The sequence below is a fragment of the Nonomuraea recticatena genome, assembly GCF_039533245.1.
GTDB lineage: Bacteria > Actinomycetota > Actinomycetes > Streptosporangiales > Streptosporangiaceae > Nonomuraea > Nonomuraea roseola.
The window spans coordinates 92,696-110,681 of the sequence record NZ_BAAATE010000016.1 but is presented as its reverse complement, the minus strand read 5'-3'; the positions used below and the strand labels follow the sequence as shown (position 1 = coordinate 110,681).

General features: G+C 69.5%; 17 protein-coding genes. 6 read left to right on the top strand and 11 right to left on the bottom strand.

Annotated features, from left to right (window positions below; genetic code table 11):
- Nucleotides 1–2 precede the first annotated feature (2 nt).
- Both ABFX50_RS28060 and soxR read left to right on the top strand, forming a co-directional pair.
- Nucleotides 3–731, top strand: coding sequence for a metallophosphoesterase (locus ABFX50_RS28060; protein ID WP_346150340.1), 729 nt, complete (start codon nucleotides 3–5; stop codon nucleotides 729–731).
- Nucleotides 728–1,258: a redox-sensitive transcriptional activator SoxR gene (soxR, locus tag ABFX50_RS28055; protein WP_346150338.1), complete on the top strand. Its 531-nt coding sequence runs from the start codon at nucleotides 728–730 to the stop codon at nucleotides 1,256–1,258. The genes ABFX50_RS28060 and soxR overlap by 4 nt, the downstream gene beginning before the upstream one ends.
- Here soxR and ABFX50_RS28050 read toward each other — a convergent pair.
- Entirely contained in the window at nucleotides 1,197–1,643 is a 447-nt protein-coding gene (locus ABFX50_RS28050) for a universal stress protein (protein ID WP_183653261.1), read from the bottom strand. The genes soxR and ABFX50_RS28050 overlap by 62 nt on opposite strands.
- A gap of 175 nt (nucleotides 1,644–1,818) precedes the next feature.
- On the opposite strand from ABFX50_RS28050, the gene ABFX50_RS28045 reads away from it, so the two are divergent.
- Nucleotides 1,819–2,481 (top strand): TetR/AcrR family transcriptional regulator, encoded by a 663-nt coding sequence (locus tag ABFX50_RS28045; RefSeq protein WP_346150335.1) that lies wholly within the window; start codon nucleotides 1,819–1,821, stop codon nucleotides 2,479–2,481.
- Here the strand turns inward: ABFX50_RS28045 and ABFX50_RS28040 are convergent.
- A complete protein-coding gene (locus ABFX50_RS28040) occupies nucleotides 2,444–3,166 on the bottom strand; it encodes an HAD family hydrolase (RefSeq protein ID WP_346150333.1) in 723 nt (240 codons plus the stop codon). The genes ABFX50_RS28045 and ABFX50_RS28040 overlap by 38 nt on opposite strands.
- A gap of 228 nt (nucleotides 3,167–3,394) precedes the next feature.
- The gene (dnaB, locus tag ABFX50_RS28035; protein ID WP_346150331.1) at nucleotides 3,395–6,214 is read right to left on the bottom strand and encodes a replicative DNA helicase; all 2,820 of its coding nucleotides are present in this window, start codon (nucleotides 6,212–6,214) and stop codon (nucleotides 3,395–3,397) included.
- Nucleotides 6,215–6,518: 304 nt separating this feature from the next.
- Here dnaB and ABFX50_RS28030 point away from each other — a divergent pair, with 304 nt between their 5' ends.
- Together ABFX50_RS28030 and ABFX50_RS28025 are read left to right on the top strand one after the other, a co-directional pair.
- Nucleotides 6,519–7,814: an MATE family efflux transporter gene (locus ABFX50_RS28030; RefSeq protein ID WP_346150329.1), complete on the top strand. Its 1,296-nt coding sequence runs from the start codon at nucleotides 6,519–6,521 to the stop codon at nucleotides 7,812–7,814.
- A gap of 81 nt (nucleotides 7,815–7,895) precedes the next feature.
- A complete protein-coding gene (locus ABFX50_RS28025) occupies nucleotides 7,896–9,335 on the top strand; it encodes an APC family permease (RefSeq protein ID WP_346150327.1) in 1,440 nt (479 codons plus the stop codon).
- A gap of 7 nt (nucleotides 9,336–9,342) precedes the next feature.
- Here ABFX50_RS28025 and ABFX50_RS28020 read toward each other — a convergent pair whose 3' ends face one another.
- The 7 genes from ABFX50_RS28020 to rpsF all read right to left on the bottom strand — a co-directional run bounded on the left by ABFX50_RS28020 (nucleotide 9,343) and on the right by rpsF (nucleotide 14,230).
- The gene (locus ABFX50_RS28020; protein ID WP_183653244.1) at nucleotides 9,343–10,086 is read right to left on the bottom strand and encodes an amino acid ABC transporter ATP-binding protein; all 744 of its coding nucleotides are present in this window, start codon (nucleotides 10,084–10,086) and stop codon (nucleotides 9,343–9,345) included.
- A gap of 175 nt (nucleotides 10,087–10,261) precedes the next feature.
- On the bottom strand, nucleotides 10,262–11,116 hold the full coding sequence (locus ABFX50_RS28015) for an amino acid ABC transporter permease (protein WP_346150325.1): 855 nt from the start codon (nucleotides 11,114–11,116) through the stop codon (nucleotides 10,262–10,264).
- A 119-nt stretch (nucleotides 11,117–11,235) separates the two neighbouring features.
- Nucleotides 11,236–12,102: an ABC transporter substrate-binding protein gene (locus ABFX50_RS28010; RefSeq protein WP_346150323.1), complete on the bottom strand. Its 867-nt coding sequence runs from the start codon at nucleotides 12,100–12,102 to the stop codon at nucleotides 11,236–11,238.
- 356 nt (nucleotides 12,103–12,458) lie between these two features.
- Nucleotides 12,459–12,905 (bottom strand): 50S ribosomal protein L9, encoded by a 447-nt coding sequence (gene rplI / locus ABFX50_RS28005; RefSeq protein ID WP_183653235.1) that lies wholly within the window; start codon nucleotides 12,903–12,905, stop codon nucleotides 12,459–12,461.
- Nucleotides 12,906–12,919: 14 nt separating this feature from the next.
- Nucleotides 12,920–13,156, bottom strand: a complete 237-nt coding sequence (gene rpsR / locus ABFX50_RS28000) for a 30S ribosomal protein S18 (RefSeq protein WP_020543048.1) — start codon at nucleotides 13,154–13,156, stop codon at nucleotides 12,920–12,922.
- A gap of 113 nt (nucleotides 13,157–13,269) precedes the next feature.
- Nucleotides 13,270–13,860, bottom strand: coding sequence for a single-stranded DNA-binding protein (locus ABFX50_RS27995; RefSeq protein ID WP_346150320.1), 591 nt, complete (start codon nucleotides 13,858–13,860; stop codon nucleotides 13,270–13,272).
- Between the two features lie 79 nt (nucleotides 13,861–13,939).
- Nucleotides 13,940–14,230 carry a 30S ribosomal protein S6 gene (gene rpsF / locus ABFX50_RS27990; RefSeq protein ID WP_183653229.1) on the bottom strand — a complete coding sequence of 97 codons (291 nt, stop codon included), beginning with the start codon at nucleotides 14,228–14,230 and terminating at the stop codon, nucleotides 13,940–13,942.
- A 190-nt stretch (nucleotides 14,231–14,420) separates the two neighbouring features.
- Between rpsF and ABFX50_RS27985 the strand changes: the two genes are divergently transcribed.
- Nucleotides 14,421–14,732, top strand: a complete 312-nt coding sequence (locus ABFX50_RS27985; RefSeq protein WP_346150317.1) for a hypothetical protein — start codon at nucleotides 14,421–14,423, stop codon at nucleotides 14,730–14,732.
- Between the two features lie 45 nt (nucleotides 14,733–14,777).
- On the opposite strand, the gene ABFX50_RS27980 is transcribed toward ABFX50_RS27985, so the two are convergent.
- Complete coding sequence (locus ABFX50_RS27980; RefSeq protein ID WP_346150315.1) at nucleotides 14,778–17,867, bottom strand: phosphocholine-specific phospholipase C; 3,090 nt, start codon at nucleotides 17,865–17,867, stop codon at nucleotides 14,778–14,780.
- Between the last annotated feature and the right edge of the window lie 119 nt (nucleotides 17,868–17,986).

Sequence of the window (17,986 nt, the reverse complement as noted above, 5' to 3'; positions counted from 1 at the left end):
AGATGCAGGTATACGCGCACATCAGTGACACCCACATCGGTGGCTCCGACCAGAGCGTCGAACGCACCCGCCTGGTCATGCGCCACCTCCTCTCCTTTCCAGGGCAGCTGGACGCCATCCTGGTCACCGGCGACATCGCCGACCACGCGCTCGTCGAGGAGTACGAAACGGCGCGCGACCTGCTGCGCTCGCCCATCCCCCTGATCATCTGCCCGGGCAACCACGACAGGGTCCCCGAGTTCGAGAAGATCATCGGCCCGGCCAACCAGGTGCTGCGGCTCGATGGCGCGACGATCGCGCTGGCCGACTCCAGCATCCCCGGCAGGGACGACGGCCGCCTGTCCGACGAGACCATCGCCTGGCTGGACGAGGTGCTGTCGGAGCGGCCCGAGGTGCCCGCCTTCGTCGGCATGCACCACCCCGCCGTGCCGCTGGGCGTGCCGTACGTCGACGAGATCCGCCTCCAGGAGCCCGAACGGCTGGCCGCGCTGCTCGACCGGCATCCGCAGGTCGTCGCCGTCTTCGTGGGCCACGCCCACACCGCCGTCGCCACCACCTTCGCGGGACGACCGCTGATCGTGGCGCCGGGCGTCGTCTCCACGCTGGTGACCCCGACGGAGAGCGGCGCGACCGTGATCGTCGACTACGACCTGCCGCCCGCCTTCGCCCTGCACCTCTTCGACGCCGACGCGGGCACACTGGTGACGCACTTCCGCCCGGTGACGCCATGACGGCACCGTGGAACGCGAAGGAGCTGACCGTGGGGCAGCTGTCCGAGCGCAGCGGCGTCGCGGTCTCGGCGCTGCACTTCTACGAGGCCAAGGGCCTGATCACCAGCCGCCGCACCACCGGTAACCAGCGCCGCTACAGCCGCGACACTCTCCGCAGGGTGGCCTTCGTCCGGCTGGCCCAGCGCATCGGCATCCCGTTGAAGACCATCAAGGACGCCCTGGCCGAGCTGCCGGAGGGCCGCACCCCGACCCGCGCCGACTGGGCGCGCCTCTCCGCCACGTGGCGCACGGAGCTGGACGACCGCATCGAGCAGTTGCTACGGCTGCGCGACGACCTCACCGACTGCATCGGCTGCGGCTGCCTGTCGCTCGACAGGTGCGTGCTGGCCAACCCGCGTGACCAGCTCGGCGAGGAGGGGCCGGGGGCCAGGCGCATCGACACCCACCTGCGGCCCCCCTCGTGTGTCACTCGCCAGGAGGAACGATCAGTGTCGGACGGCGCGCGTGGTGCAGCACGTGATTGCTGACGCTGCCGAGCAGCACCGAGCGCACGCCCGCGAGACCGCGTGAGCCGGTGATGACCAGCGAGGCGTCGAGCTCGTCCGCGAGGTCGACGATCGCCTGCCAGATCGAGCTCCTGTCGGCGACCGCGCGGTAGCCGACGTCGGTGAGACCCGAGGCGAGCGCCAGCTCCGCGCCCTCTTTGGCGTTCGCCTCCGCCTGGGCCCTGTACTCCTCGGGCTCCTCGTTCACGATCGCCGCGGCGGCCGCGGCGCCGTGCCTGGCGAGCTGCACGAGCAGCGGCTCCCATACCGTGACGATCACGGTGGGCTCCGCGGCGAGATGCTTGGCGGCGAACTCGATCGCGTGGCGCGAGTCGGCTGAGCCGTCGTAGGCGATGAGGTACGTCATGGTCCCGATTCCCTTCGCTTTACCTATCGCGTGTAGCGCTGGGATGATCAGCGGGGATTCCTGACCACGCTGTCTGCTGCGTCACACGACGCGCTCGCGCGAGGCGGGCCCAGGCCACCCACTTCGCCTTCCGGGTAATGTGACTGATCGACCAGATCGGTCACGAGGAGGGCCTGTGGAGCGCGCCGACCGCATCCTTGACGCCGCCGCCGCGCTCCTGGTGCGGCTCGGCTACCGCAAGGTGACGATCGAGGACATCGCCCAGCGCGCCGGCATCGGCAAGGGCACCGTCTACCTGCACTGGCGGACCAAGCAGCAGCTCTTCGACGCGCTGCTGCTGCGGGAGGCCATCGCCTACCTCGAGAGCCTCATGGCCGAACTGCGCCGCGACCCCGCGACCGTGCTGCCCCACCGCCTGCTGTCGTTCTCCTTCGTGGACGTCCACGGCAGGCCGGTGCTGCAGACGCTGGTCACCGGCGACACCAGGGCGCTGCAGGGCCTGCTGGCCGACAGGCCGCTGCGCAGCCAGGAGCTGCTGGCCACCAAGCGGATGTTCGAGCTGCTGGTCGGCCACGGCCTGCTCCGCGACGACGTGCCCCACCTCACCTACGCGATGAGCGCGCTCAACAGCGGCTTCTACCTCGTCGACGCCCTCGATCCGCAGGCCGCCGAGCTGGACGTGCGGGCCAAGGCCGACGCGCTGGCCTTCGTCGTCAGGCACGCGCTCGAGCCCGCGACGCCCCCGGGTCCCGAGGAGCTGGCCCAGGCCGCCGCCGAGGTCATCGCCGTCTTCGAGGAGCTCATCCCGCCCTACCGCCAGTGGATCTACCAGGGCTGAGCGCCGCCACCAACTCCTCGAGGGAGCCGATGACCGTCACCCCCTCCTCCTGGACGGCGGAGCCACCTGCCCTGTCGAGCCAGAACGCGCGCAACCCCGCGGCACGGGCGCCGAGCGCGTCGACGTCGTACTTGTCCCCCACGTAGGCGACCTGACCGGGCGGCAGGCCCAGCAGCTCGCAGCCGGCCAGGAAGATCTCGGGGTGCGGCTTGGCCCTGCCGTACTCGTGGGAGCACACGATCGCCTCGCCGAAGTGGTCGAGCAGGCCGAGCGTGGTCAGCTTGGTGCGCTGGTGCTGCAGCGAGGAGTTGGACACCACGCCCAGCTTGAAGTGCGGCGCGAGCGCCTCCAGCACGGGAGCGGCGTCGGGGAATGCCGCCCACGCCTGGGTCACCAGGGCCGAGTAGCGCCCGAACCACGCCTCCTGGTCGGGGATCGCCCTCCCGAGGAAGCGCCTGACCCTGACCATCCGCTGCTCCTCGAAGGACAGCTCGCCCCGCAGGAACCTGGTGTACTCCTCCTCCATGATCCCCCGCCAGAGCGCCACCGCCTCCTCGGGCGAGGGGAAGCTCTCCAGCAGGCCCTCGGCCGCCAGATGCCCGAGCAGACCGGTCCGCTCCGAGCTGGTGTAGTCGAAGAGGGTGTCGTCGATGTCGAACAGCACACCACGGATCTCGTCTGCCAAGGCACCACCCAGGAAGAAGCCAGCCAACGTCCACAATCTAGCCGGAACCGCTCGCGATGACCCTGGACGGCCGGGCCCGGCAGGACCGCCGGGTGCGCGCGCCGCTGCTTGGTTCTCTCGCGGTGCGGGGTGACGACGACCGTCCGATCGAGGTAGCCGGCACCAGGGTCCGGGCAGGACCGTGTCGGCCGACGCGCCGCGCCCTTCCTCCCGGCGCGCTCGGCCTTCCTAGTGCTGGGCCATGTCCACGAAGCGGCTGTAGTGGCCCTGGAAGGCCACGGTCACGGTCGCGGTGGGACCGTTACGGTGCTTGGCCACGATCAGGTCGGCCTCACCCGCCCTGGGCGACTCGCGCTCGTAGGCGTCCTCGCGGTGGAGCAGGATGACCATGTCGGCGTCCTGCTCGATCGAGCCCGACTCGCGCAGGTCGCTGACCGCAGGCCGCTTGTCGGTGCGCTGCTCGGGGCCTCGGTTGAGCTGGGAGATCGCGATGACAGGGACCTCGAGCTCCTTGGCGAGCAGCTTGATCGAACGCGAGATCTCCGAGACCTCGTTCTGCCTGGACTCTGTCTTCTTCGGCGAGCTCATCAGCTGGAGGTAGTCGATGACCACGAACCGCAGGTCGTTGCGCTGCTTCAGGCGACGGCACTTGGCGCGGATCTCCATCATCGACATGTTGGGCGAGTCGTCGATGAACAGCGGCGCCTCGGCCACCTCACTCATCCTGCGCGCGAGGCGGGTCCAGTCGTCGTCGTTCATCAGGCCCGAACGCATCGAATGCAGCGCCACGCGCGCCTCGGCCGACAGCAGACGCATGGTGATCTCGTTACGCGACATCTCCAGCGAGAAGATGACCGTGGTCATCCCATGCTTGATGGCCGCCGACCTCGCAAAATCCAATCCGAGGGTGCTGTTGTGCGTGGGGATGCAAGCCCTGCCGGCAAGGTACATGTGATCGCCGTTGTCCACTTCGACACAGCGGACTGGCACCGAGGGGATGGGTCTGACATCGACGATGTAGCGGACCCGGGTGGACGGGTGAGCGGTGCCGACCAGCCTGGCCGCCTTGCGTGAGAGCCGGAAGACCCTGTCGGCCGTCGTAAAGTTGATCATGTAGCAGACAGCGGAGTCCGGTGTCCTTCCGCGAACGGCCTTCGTCCGCATGGCCGCCTTGTATCCCAGGCTCAGGACAAGCTCCAGCACGTCCTCAGCGAGCCGTCGATCGGTGACGGCGAACTGGATCTGACCCTGCTTGTTGATCGTTCCATCGGAGTCGAGCAGCCCGGCGAGGAGGTCTCGCCGTTGGCGCTCCGAAGCCCTCAGATAGCGCGAGGGGACGTGCTTGGCGTTCAGGACCCCCAGGGACCGCAGGATGCCCTGGACGGTCCCGTGGTCACGGTGGCACGCCTGGCACCGTCGCAGACCCGAGGAGGGCCTGCCGCAGTCAGGACAGGTGGGTGACGGCACGGGGGCGGAGATCCCTGGTGCCTTGCCTCCGCAGCGCCGACCGCAGGTGCGGACCTGCGCGGTTCGCGGCACGAAGGCTGCACCGCACACCGCGCAGTCGCGGTGGGGAAGCGGCTCGGGCTTCGGCAGCGCCATGTGGAACTGCATCGGAGCCGAAGCGGAGGGAACGATGCGCAACCCCTCGGATTCAAGATGGGAGACGATCTCCGGATCCGCGGTCGTGAACCTCGCTCCGGAGCTGTGACCGTCACCCAGCCAGATCCCGAGCGCGTACGGCGACAGCGGCAGGTCCTGCTCCTCCAACTGGAAGGCCGCCGCCACCTCGACAGCGTGGTTCGGCCGCCGATCAGCCGAGGCGCAGCGCAGCGTGGCGGCGATCTCCTCAGTGGTGTGCACGGTGGCGTGCGTCGCTGTGGTGGCGGCGTTCTTCGGCCTGGTGATCCGGCTGTGCAGGGCGGCGAGCAACCGTTCGGACGGGTAGGTGGGTGCCCGGCCGACGGCTCCGGCCGCGCCGACCTGCCCCTGCACCGTGTGGAGGACGGGGCGGAACTCCTCGCCGACGAGCGCCAGGGCCTCTCGATGGGTGAGGGGTCGCTCAGGCTGCTGCGCGGCGCCCTCGTGTGCGGCTCTCACTCTCCGGATGGAGTCCTCGTGCCAGTAGAGAGCGCGCATGGGCTTGGGACGGCGGCCGGCCCTGGTGCTGGTCCGCCACTGGTGCCGGCCGTCGGCCACGATGACCGAGCCGTCGCTGAACTCCACCTCGTAGCACGGCCTGTCCGTCATGACGTCGGTGGCGGCGACGACCATGGTCGGCTTGCCGTCCGCGCCGATGAGGTAGTCACCCACACTGACCTGCCCCATGGTGGTCCATCCGGACGGCGTCGGCAGCGGGGTGTCGAGGGCCAGCGCCTTGCCGATCGCCGGGCGCGCGGCCACCACGATCATCTGGCCGGGGTGGAGGCCGTTGGTGAGGGAGTCGAGGTCCTGGAAGCCGGTGGGGACGCCGACCATCTGGCCGCCGCGGGAGCCGATCGCCTCCAGCTCGTCGAGGGCGCCGGGCATGATGTCGGACAGCGGCGCGTAGTCCTCGGAGGTGCGGCGCTCGGTGACCTTGTAGATCTCGGCCTGGGCGCGGTCGACCAGGTCGTCGACCTCTTCGTTCTGCCCGCCGTAGCCGAAGGAGACGATGCGGGTGCCGGCCTCGATGAGGCGGCGGAGGATGGCCTGCTCACGGACGATCTTGGCGTAGTAGCCGGCGTTGGCCGCGGTGGGGACGACGGCCGTGAGGGTGTGGAGGTAGGCCGCGCCACCGACCCTGGCCATCTCGCCGCGCTTCTGCAGCTCGTCGAAGACGGTGACGGCGTCGGCGGGTTCGCCCCTGCCGTACAGGTCGGTGATGACCTCGTAGATCATCTGGTGGGCTGGGCGGTAGAAGTCGTCGGATCGGATGAGTTCGACGACGTCGGCGATGGCGTCCTTCGACAGCAGCATGCCGCCGAGAACGGACTGCTCCGCCTCGATGTTGCTGGGTGGGGTGCGCTCGAATCCTGGGCCGCCGCCGCCCGGCTCTTCGTCTTCCATCGGTTACCGCGCCCCCTCGAACACACCTAGCAGGCGGTCGCACCACCCCCACTTGTAGTCGACCGGGCTGACAGTTTCGCCCGTCGTTAGACGGTACGGCAACGCAGCCTGTGGACAACCCTGGGGGCAAGCTGTGCAGGAACCGGTGGATGGTGCGCGAGTGCTGTGGACGAGCCTGGGGATAACTCGGCAGCTTGCTGTGGAAACACGCTCTGACCTGCGGAGATATTGTCCACCAGCTGTGGAGGAAAGAAAGTTGGTGCAACAGGCCGAAGGACCGGGAGGTAAGGGGCATAATGGCTAAATGCTCATTACTAGTCGGGACAGGGAGATTCTCCGACTGGCGCTCCCGGCGCTCGGCGCGCTGGTCGCCGAGCCGCTCTTCCTGATCGCCGACTACGCGATCGTGGGCCACGGGCTCGGCACCTCGGCGGTGGGCGCGCTCGGCGTGGCGGGGACCGTCCTGTCCACGTTGGTCTACCTCTGCGTGTTCCTCGCCTACGGCACCACCGCCTCGGTGGCCAGGCAGATCGGCGCAGGACACCCCGAACGGGCGATGCGCAGCGGCGTCGACGGCCTCTGGCTGGCGTTCGGGATCGGCATCGCGCTGATCGTGGTGGGCTGGCCGCTGTCCCCGGCGATCGTGGACCTGTTCGGCGCGACCGCGGCGCAGTCCGCCGACGCCGTCACCTACCTGCGCATCAGCCTGCTGGGCACGCCGGGCATGCTCGTCGTGCTGGCCGGCACCGGCGTGCTGCGCGGCATGCAGGACACCAGGACCCCGCTCGTGGTGGCGGTCGGTTCCTTCGCGCTGAACGCGCTGCTCAACGCCTGGTTCGTGCTGGGCCTGCACTGGGGCATCGCGGGCTCGGCCTGGGGCACCGTCCTGGCGCAGACCCTCGGCGCGGCCGTCTACCTGTGGGTGGTCGTCGGGGGCGCGCGGCAGGCGGGGGTGCCGCTCACGCCCGACCTCGCCGGCATCGGACAGGCGGGCACGGCCAGCGTCGCCCTCCTGATCAGGACCGTCTGCCTGCGCATCGTGCTGCTCGTCGCGACCGCCGTGGCGACCAGGATGGGCACCGCCGAACTGGCCGCCCACGCCATCGCCACCCAGCTGTGGACCCTGCTCGCCCTCGGCCTCGACGCCATCGCGATCGCGGGGCAGGCCATCACGGGACGCTCGCTCGGAGCGGGCGACGCCGACGGCACCAGGGAGGCCACCAGGCGCATGGTCTGGTGGGGCGTGTGGTCGGGTGTCGTGCTCGGGGTGCTGGTCGTGGCGGGACGCCCCTTCTTCCCCGGCGTCTTCGACGCCGATCCCCACGTGACGGGCGAACTGCTCGACGTGCTGTGGGTGGTCGCGCTCTTCCAGCCGATCTCCGGCGTCGTCTTCGTGCTCGACGGCGTGCTGATCGGCGCCGGCGACCAGCGCTACCTCGCGTGGGCGGGGGTGTGGACCACCGTCGCCTACCTGCCGGTCGCTCTCGTGGCCGACGGTCTCGTGGTCCTGTGGCTGGCGCTCGGCGTGTGGATGATCGCCAGGCTGCTCACGCTCGGGTTCAGGGCGTACGGCACCCGGTGGCTAGTTACCGGAGGGTGACCAGTCGTCAACCGGTCCGTGCTTGTCTGGCACGGTCCACGACGTGCACGGTGGAGCCTTCCTAGGGATTGGGCCCTCGACGTGCGCCGCCTTCCCCTCGCCGACGCGATCGGCCTCCGTACCGGTGCCAGGCACAGCCTCCACCGGCTCTACCGGCCTGCCGATCTGGTCGTGCTCGGCCTCGGCGTGATGATCGGCGCGGGCATCTTCAGCATGGCGGGACGGCAGGCCGCCACCACCGCGGGCCCCGGCGTGATCCTCTCCTTCATGATCGCGGGAATCGCGTGCATGCTGGCGGCCCTGTGCTACGCCGAGCTGGCCTCCGCGATCCCCGCCTCGGGCAGCGCCTACACCTTCGCCTACGTCATCTTCGGCGAGGTGTGGGCGTGGGTCGTCGGCTGGGCGCTGATCCTGGAGACGCAGCTGGCGGCGGCGGTCGTGGCACGCGTATGGGCCCTCTACGCCACCCGGACCCTCGCCGACCTCGGCTTCGGTCAGGCGATCCCGCAGGGGGCGCTGGCGGCCTTCGTGCTGGCCACGCTGACGGCCACGGTGGCGCTCAGCGCGCGCATCGGACTGCGGGCTCTCTGGGTGATCGTCGTGGCCAAGCTGCTGGCCATCGGGGCGGTGATCGTGGTCGGCGCGACACACTTCGACGCCGCCAACCTCGGCGGGTTCATCGCGCCCGCCCAGCCGTCCTCGGGGCCGGCCGACACCGTGCTCGGGCTGTTCCTGGGGCCCACGGGGAGCTTCGGGTGGTTCGGCGTGTTCGCGGCGGCTCCGGCCATCGCCTTCGCGTACGTCGGGTTCGACCTCGTCGCCACGGCTTCGGAGGAGACGGTCGAGGCGCCGCGTGCCGTACCGCAGGGAATGATCAGGAGTCTGGCGATCGCCACGGTGCTCTACATCGCCACGGCCGTGGTGATGGTGGGCATGGTGCCGTACACGCGGATCGCACAGCAGGCGCCGCTGACGGCGGCCTTCGAGACGCTCGGCGAGCACGTGATGGTGCACGTCATCAACGTCGGCGCGGTCCTCGGCCTGACGACCGTGATCCTGGTGCTGATCGCAGGACAGACGCGAATCGTGTACGCCATGGCCCGCGACGGCCTGCTGCCCCGCGGGCTCGGCAGGCTCAGCCGCCGCTACCACACCCCCTCCAGAGTGACGCTGGTGATCGGGACGGTCGCGATCCTGCTGGCCCAGCTGGCGCCCGTGCTCATGCTGGAGCAGCTGGTCGTGATCGGCACGCTGTTCGCGTTCCTCATGGTGTCGGTCGGCGTGGTCGTGGCGCGCCGCACGATGCCGTCCGCGCCCAGGGAGTTCACGGTGCCCCTGTCACCGCTGATCCCCGCGCTGTCGGTGCTGGCCACGCTGTGGCTCATGATCAACCTGCGGGTGCAGACCTGGGTGTGGTTCACCGCGTGGATGGCGGTGGGGCTGCTGGTCTACCTCGCGTACGGCAGGCGGCGCAGCCCGTTCGCCGCGGACCTGGCCCGTGGCGGCCGGCACCGCCGCTGAGGCGTGGTCAGAGCCTTCCCGCCTCGATCACGCTGCGCAGGAAGTCGCGCGTCCTCGGGTGCTGAGGGTCGGAGAAGATCTGCTCGGGGGTGCCGCGCTCCAGCAGCACGCCGCCGTCGAGGAAGCACACCGTGTCGGCGATGTCGCGGCAGAAGCCCATCTCGTGCGTGGTGAGGATCATCGTCATCCCCGACTGCTTGAGCTCCCTGATGATCCCCAGCACCTCGGTGACCAGCGCGGGGTCCAGCGCCGAGGTGACCTCGTCCAGCAGCATCAGCCTGGGCTGCATCGCCAGCGCCCTGATGATGGCCACCCGCTGCTGCTGCCCGCCCGACAGCTGGTCGGGGTAGGCCCCCGCCTTCTCCGCCAGCCCGAACCGCCCCAGCAGCTCCCTGGCCTGCTCCTCCGCCTCACCCCTGGCCACCTTGTGCACCTGTCGAGGGGCGAGGGTGATGTTGTCCAGCACGCTCATGTGCGGGAAGAGGTTGAACGCCTGGAAGACGATGCCCATCCGTTTGCGCACGTCGTCCACGTCGACGCCGGGATCGGTGATCTCCTTGCCGTCCAGGAGGATCGCGCCGTCGTCCACGGTCTCCAGCAGGTTCACGCACCGCAGCAGGGTGGACTTGCCCGACCCCGAGGCGCCGATGAGACAGACGACCTCGTGGGTGTCGACCTCGAGGTCGATCCCCCGCAGCACGTGGTGGCCGTGGTAGTTCTTCCAGACCCCGTCGACGGTCAGCACGCTCACGCCACACCTGCTCTCTTCAGTGCCGTACGGCAAGCCGTCCCACGCGCCTGCGCGGTCACCGCCGACCGCCCGTCCAGGGGACGCTCTTCGTGCGCCCCCGGCTGACCGCCGCTACGGCGCACCGGCGGGCGGCGCCGTACGGCCAGGTCGACACCTTCGCCCGTCGCGGCCGCCATCACTGCCCGCGCCGTCTCTGCGACCTGGCCGCCAGATAGTCGGTGAAACGCGCCAGCGGGATCGTCAGCAGGATGAACAGCAACGCCGCCACCAGGTAGGGCGTGTAGTTGAAGCTGGAGGCCGCGTGGATCTGCGCCTGCCTCAGCGCCTCGAGCGGCCCGATCGTGGCGACCAGCGCGGTGTCCTTCTGCAGAGAGACGAAGTCGTTCAGCAGCGGCGGCACCACCCTGCGCAGCGCCTGAGGAAGCACCACGAACCTCATGGTCTTCCCGTGGCTCAACCCCAGCGACCTGGCCGCCGCCACCTGGCTCGGGTGGACCGAGTCGATGCCCGACCTGATCACCTCGGCGACGTACGCGCCGTACGACAGGGTCAGCGCGATGATCCCCAGCGTCGCCAGGTCGCTCGGCACACCCTGCAGCTGCAGCGCGGGCAGCCCGAACCCGATCAGGTAGATCACCAGGATCGTCGGCACGCCACGGAAGATGTCGGTGTACGCCGTGGCCAGCGCCCGCAGCGGAAAGAAGATCGGCGCCTTGAGCCCGCGCGCCAGCGCCACGAGCAGGCCGACGATCAGGATCAGCGGCTCGGCGATCAGGAAAATCTTGACGTTGAGCAGGAATCCGCTGAGCACGTCGGGCAGCGCGCCGACGAACTCGTCCCAGTTGAAGAACGTCTCCTTGACGCTGGCCCAGCCGGGAGAGTTCGTCACACCCCAGACGAGAAGGATGAGGAAGACGATCGTCGAGACCGTCGCGACGGACGCCGAACGGCGGGCCCGCGTCCTGCGGACCCGCTCCCGCTCGACCTGCCGATCACTCTTGACCCACTCGGTCGCGGTTTGGCTCGTCATCGGCCTACTTCACCTTCGGTGTCCATGCCGTGCATGGCCGGACCCGTCGGTTCCACCGACGGGTCCCGGCCTGCCGACCGTGCCGCGACTCGCCGCGGCACGATCGGGAGCGGCGGCCGTTACTTGAGCTCGGGAGCGCCTGCGGCGGAACCGAGCCACTGCTGCTCGATCTTCGCCAGCTCACCCTTGGACTTCAGCGTCTCGACGGCCTTGTCGACACACGGCTTGAGCGCGCTGCCCTTGCCCATGACCAGCCCGAACTCCTCGGGGGTTCCGGACGTGGCGGCGAACTGACCGACGATCTTGGAGTTCTCCACCTGGGCGGCCGTCACGTAGAACGCCGTCGGCAGGTCCACCACGACGGCGTCGACCTGCTTGTTCTTCAGCGCGTTGACCGCGTCGATCTGCTCGTTGTAGACGTTCGGCTCGACCGACGGCTTGACGACCTCCTTCACCGCGGTCAGCGAGGTCGTGCCCACCTGGACACCGATCTTCGCCTCCTTCAGCGAGGCCAGGTCGGTGGCTCCGGCGAACTTCGACCCCTCGACCGCCACCACGGCCTGCTTGACCGTGTAGTAGCCCTTGCTGAAGTCCACCGCCTTGGCGCGGGCCGGGGTGATGGAGACCTGGTTGATGTCGAAGTCGAACTGCTTGGGGCCCGGCGCGTAGGCGGAGTCGAACTTCACCGTCGACCACTGCACCTCGTCCCGGTCGAAGCCCATCTCCCCCGCCACGGCGAAGGCGACCGCGCTCTCGAAGCCCTGGCCGTTGGAGGGGTCCTCGTCCTTGAACCACGGCGCGTAGGCGGGCTTGTCGGTGCCGATGGTCAGCTTGCCCTGGGTGACGAGCTTGAGCTGGTCCTTGGTGCAGGCGGTGGAGGGAGCCCCGCTGGGCGCGGCGGTGCTCGCGGTGTTGTCGGCGGGCGCACACGCCACGGCGGCCATAGCCATCGCTCCAAGCGCGAGCAGCATCGAAGGGCGGACCATGGGCGAGCCTCCACGTTTTACCTAGATGAACGTGCAAATTGTACGCGCCTCAAATAGAGGTACAGCCCCGACCCATATGCCCGGAACACCCTTCCCGCCGCCCACCCACACCGTCACGTCCAGACAGAACCCCCGGACAGGCGGGAGGTGAGAAAGCTGGGCGCCGAGCGGACCCGGAAGCCATGGGACCAGGACCGAGGCGACGACCCGAGGGGGACGCAGGCGCGACGGAACCCGCGAACGAAAGAGACAAGGGACCCGGAAACGAGTAGGCCGAGCCCCGGGAGCGCGAAGGCGCGGAAAAGGGAAAGGCCCCCGCGTCCTGGGGACGTGGGGGCCTGACCCGAAGGGGACCGTCAGCCGGCGACGACTTCGACGTCGACGTTGGCGGAGACCTCGGGGTGCAGCTTGACGCTGACCTTGTGGGAGCCGACGCTCTTGATCGCGTTGACGATCTCGATGCGACGACGGTCGAGGACCGGGCCACCGGCCTTCTTGACCGCGTCGGCGATGTCAGCGGTGGTGATGGAGCCGAACAGACGGCCGGACTCGCCGGCGCGCGTGGTCAGCTTCACCTTCAGAGCGCCGAGCTGGCCGGCGACTTCCTTGGCAGTGCCCAGGTCGCGGATCTCGCGGGCGTCGCGCGCCTTCTTGATCGAAGCGATCTGCTTCTCGCCGCCACGGGTCCAGAGGATCGCGTAGCCACGGGGCACGAGGTAGTTGCGGCCGTAGCCGTCCTTGACCTCGACGATGTCGCCGGGGGCGCCGAGGCCGGAGACCTCGGTGGTGAGGATGAGCTTCATGTCGCAAGTCCTCCTTAGCGCGCGGTGCTCGTGTAGGGCAGCAGAGCCACCTCACGGGCGTTCTTGATCGCGGTCGCCACGTCGCGCTGGTGCTGGGTGCAGTTGCCCGTCACCCGGCGCGCACGGATCTTGCCGCGGTCGGAGATGAACTTCCGAAGCAGCGCCGTGTCCTTGTAGTCGACGTAGGAGATCTTGTCGTGGCAGAACAGGCAAACCTTCTTCTTGGGCTTGCGCAGTGCCGGCTTAGCCATCGTGGTGCTCCTTTCAGAGCCCCGCCGTGAAGCGGGAATGGACTCGGGCTTGTTGACAGGTGGTCAGGCCTCGCGACCTGACCGGTGAGGGGCCCGCGAACGGGCCCTTCAGACTAGAAGGGAGGCTCGTCGCTGAAGTCTCCGCCGCCGCCGCCGAAACCGCCGCCGCCCTGGGGCTGGCCGCCGAAGCCGCCGCCCTGGTTGCCGCCGCCGTAACCGCCGCCACCGCCGCCACCGCCGCCGAAGCCGCCGCCCTGGGGCGGGGCGGGCGAGGCAGAGGCCCACGGGTCGTCGGCGGGGCCGCCGCCGAAGCCGCCGCCACCGCCGCCGCCCTGACGGGTGGTGCGGTTGACCTTGGCCGTGGCGTTGCGCAGGGACGGGCCGATCTCGTCGACCTCGACCTCATAGACCGTGCGCTTCTCGCCTTCCTTGGTCTCGTAAGACCGCTGCTTGAGCCGTCCCTGCACGATGACGCGCATGCCGCGCGTCAGCGACTCGGCGACGTTCTCGGCCGCCTGCCGCCACACGTTGCAGGTCAGGAAGAGGCTTTCGCCGTCTTTCCACTCGTTGGTCTGGCGGTCCATGAACCGCGGAGTGGACGCGACGCGGAACTGGGCCACAGCTTGCCCCGTGGGGGTGAAGCGCAGCTCAGGATCGTTGACAAGATTGCCGACGATGGTGATGACGGTGTCGCCTGCTGCCATGGCTGGGGCCCTTCCTCGACTCTTGGTTACGGCTCAGACTACGGCGCGCCCCCGACAGAAAGCCGGGAGAACGAGCCGCCTAGTGCACGTCCGGGCGGAGAACCTTGGTCCGCATGATGCCCTCGTTGAGGTTCATCTGGCGGTCGAGTTCCTTGACCGTGGCCGGCTCGGCGGACAGGTCGATGACGGCGTAGATGCCTTCCGACTTCTTCTCGATGTCGTAGGCGAGCCGGCGGCGGCCCCACACGTCGACCTTCTCCACGGTGCCACCGTCATTGCGGACGACGGCGAGGAACTGGTCGAGGGACGGCGCCACAGTGCGCTCATCGAGCGAAGGGTCCAGGATCACCATTACTTCGTAACGACGCATGATGGACTCCAACCTCCTCTGGACTTTTGCGGTCACGACACTCTGCCGTGACAGGAGGACGCTGACGTTTTCGCCGAAGCGCCCCTTTCGGCGACCCGGCGGCGGGGTTGACCCAGCACAACGCAGCCTGTACAGGTTACCAGCCGCTCATGGATGGGAACTCCTCTACGTGATGAGGGGGTGGTAAGCCATGCCACATGTGCTTCGTCCCGCCGAGCGCGAGAGGTTCAGGCTGACGCTCAACAGCGACGGCCGCGCGCATCCGGTCGAGAACCTGCTGTCCATCGGAACGCTGCTGTGCGGTCTGGTCGCCTTCGCGGCCACCTTCTTCCCCGGGGGCCATGTGGTCGCCTCGTGGGTGGGGGCGCTGGGATTCGGCGGCGGCCTCTATTCGCAGTACGTCTCGGCGACGACGGCCGAGCGGACACTCAACATCGTCGGGATCGTGGCCTCGTTCGTCGGGGTCGCGCTGGGAATCGCGCGCGGCGGTTTCATCCCGTAGCCAGGGCCGAGGTGGGGAGGCCGCCCAGGGCCTCCCCCGCCGGGGTCAGCGGATGGGCTTCACGTCCAGGCGGACGTTGTCGATCGCCCAGTACCAGTTGTTGCCCGCGTCGAACACGCGGAACCTGAGGGTGACAGAGGTGGCGCCCGCGGGAACGGCGATCTCCTTCGTCACCAGGCGGTTCTTGGCGTCCGCGCCCGCGTTGTCGGTGCCTGAGGCGGCGCTGCCGTACAGCAGCAGCCGCCGCTCCTCCCCCGTGCTGAAGACCGCCGTGACGCTGGCCTGCTGGGGGCTCTCCTGCCGGTAGTGCGACTCGAAGCCGAGGTGCAGGGTCGTCGCGCCTGAGGGGATCGGCACAGGGGGTGAGACCAGCGTGGAGTCGAACCTGCCCTTGGACGAGGGGGATCCCTTGTCGTCCCAGTCGTCGGGGTCTGCCACGGCCAGGACGCCGAGGCCGCGAGAGAAGTCGGCGCGCTCCTGGCCGCCCGTCGCCCACATGCGCTTGGTCATGAACGTCCAGCCCTGCAGGTCGCGCGTGCCCTGCGGCATGGTCGGCGCGTTCACCACGCTCCAGCCCTCGGGTGCGGCGGCCGTCCAGCCGACCAGGCCGGCGGCGGCCGGCCTGTCGAGCGAGGGTCCGAGCCTGGGCTCCAGCGACTCGAAGTCCTCGCCGAGGAGGTGGCCTGTCGGCGAGGCGAACACGCGGGCCGCCACCTCGCCCTCGGCCAGGACGTACCTGGAAGGTGTGCGTCCCCGTACCACCGCCAGCAGGCGCAGGGGTGTGGTGTCCGTCAGGGTCGCGGGGGCGGTGACCTCCCAGGTCGCCCGCGCGCTCGCGCCCGCTTCCAGCGTCTCCGGTACGGCCTGCGAGGGAGTCGCCGTCCATCCCTCCGGCACCCGCAACCGCGCCTCGACCTGCGAGACGGCCTCGGCGGCCGTCAGGGTGAGCGTCACGGTGGTGGGCCTGCCCGGCCGTACGCCTGGCTCGTCGATCGTCGTGGACGCCGGCGCGAGCCTGAGCGCGGCGGTCAGCGCGTCGGGCAGCCCCATCGCGGGGTCGGTGACGCCCTGGCCGTCGCCGGGCACCTTGCCTGCGTGGCGACGCAGGAAGAAGGGGTCGTCGGAGACGCCGACCGCGAGGTCGTACCAGCCTTCGGCGGGCTCCTCCAGCCGGAATATGCGCTTGGCGTGCCCCTGGACGCGCTCCTCGCGCACGCCCGCGCCGTACGCCAGGTCTCCGACGAGGACGGTGCGCCGCGTCTTGTCCCTGTTGCGCACCTCGATGCGCCGTGGCCCTTCGAAGGTGACGTCGACGCCCTCCGAGCGTCCGCCCCTGAAGTGCCACAGGTACCCGTTGGGCCCGTGGACGCGCAGGTCGTAGCCGCTCTCGCCGAACTCCCAGCCGTCGGACAGCGACCTGCCGGGCTCGACGGTGTAGAAGCGCGGCAGCACGCCCGGTTCGGGATAGACGTGGAAGACCGCCGCGAGCGTCCCCGAGTTGGCGAAGGTCAGCGTGACCCTCCCCTCCTCGACGGCGGGCGTCACGGCCAGTCGGTACGGCAGCGGCCGCTGCGTCCTCGTCCCCCGCTGCTGCCGGGGGAAGACCTGGGGGCTGGGCACGGAAGGCGAGGGCCGCTTCTCCGAGTCGACGACCTTCTGCCTGTTGCCCGAGGTGTCGGGGACCCGCGGCCACACGGGGTCCTGGCCCGAGAAGTCGAACACCGACATCAGGTCGCCTGTGACGGCCCTGCGCCACGGGCTGATGTTGGGTTCGGCGACGCCGAAGCGCCGCTCGAGGAAGCGCAGCGTCGAGGTGTGGTCGTAGACGGTCGAGTCGACCACCCCGCCCCTGGTCCACGGCGAGACCACGATCATCGGCACCCGTACGCCCAGGCCCATGGTGTGGGGGCCTGAGATCACGCTCTCGCCGTCGGGCAGCGTGTCGGACCACGCGCCGTCGACCTTGTAACGACCCTCGTGGTTGACGACCCTGAAGTAGCTGCTCGACCCCTTGGCCACGCGCATGACCAGCTCGCCGTCCGTGGAGACCGTGCTGGCTCCCCTCCCCGCGCCCGGCGGCGGCACCGGCGGCAGGCAGTGGTCGAAGAAGCCGCCGTGCTCGTCGTAGTTGAGGATGAAGACGGTCCTGGCCCACACCTCGGGATGTTCGGCGACCGCGTTCATGAGCCTGGCGGTCAGGTGCTCGCCGTCCGGCGGCGCCCAGCTGGCGTGCTCCGACAGCGCCTCGGGGGCGACGATCCACGACACCTGCGGCAGCGCGCCCGAGGCGACGTCCCCGGCGAAGGCCCGCACCAGCGCGTCGCCCATCGCGTGACCGTCGCCAGTGGTTCCGACCCTGGCCATGCCCCTGTCATGGAGCGGCTCGCCCGGCTTGGCCTTCTGGAAGGGGGCGAACCAGGCGAGGGCGTTGTCGTCGTAGTTGTCCTTGGCCTGGTAGGTCTTCCAGCTGACGCCCGCGGCCTGCAGCCGTTCGGCGTAGGTGGTCCACTCGTACCCGCCCGGGATGTAGCTGTTGTTGGTGACGGGCAGGTCGCGGACCGTGCCGCCGCTGGTGCCCGTCATGAAGTGGTCGCGGTTGGTGTTGGTGTTGCACTGCACCGAGGCGTGGTACTGGTCGCAGATCGTGAACAGCGAGGCGAGCGCGTTGTAGAACGGCATGTCGGCGGGCTCGTAGAAGCCCTGGCCGAGCCAGCCGCTGCCGCGTCTGGTCACGTAGCCGTCGCCGAGCCCCTCGTTCCACAGGGGCAGGGTGTCGACGTAGCCGAAGGCGGGCGCGCCCGACCGGTAGGCCCTGGTGTGGGCGGCGTTCATCGCGAACGGCAGCGTGTAGCCCTCGGGCTTGGTGGGGTCGGGCTGGTGGAAGATCGAGCGGCCGTTGACGCCTCTGACGGCTGCCCTGTCGCCGAAGCCGCGCACGCCCTGGAGCGTTCCGAAGTAGTGGTCGAAGGCGCGGTTCTCCTGCATGAAGATCACCACGTGCTCGACGTCCTGCAGCGAGCCTGGCTGGACGGGGGCGGCCAGCGCCGCGCGCATGCCCGGTGGCAGGGCCAGCAGCGCCGCGGCGCCTGCGGTACCGCCGAGAAGGGCGCGTCTGGAGATGGGGGGCGGGGTCATCGGGCTCCTCTGTCGTTCTGGACCACGACATGGATACGGGAGCCCGATGTCCGCTAGCTAGAGAGGAAACGAATGTCTTCTGAAGCTTTTTGTGTGTAAGTGAGGATTATGAGCGTTTA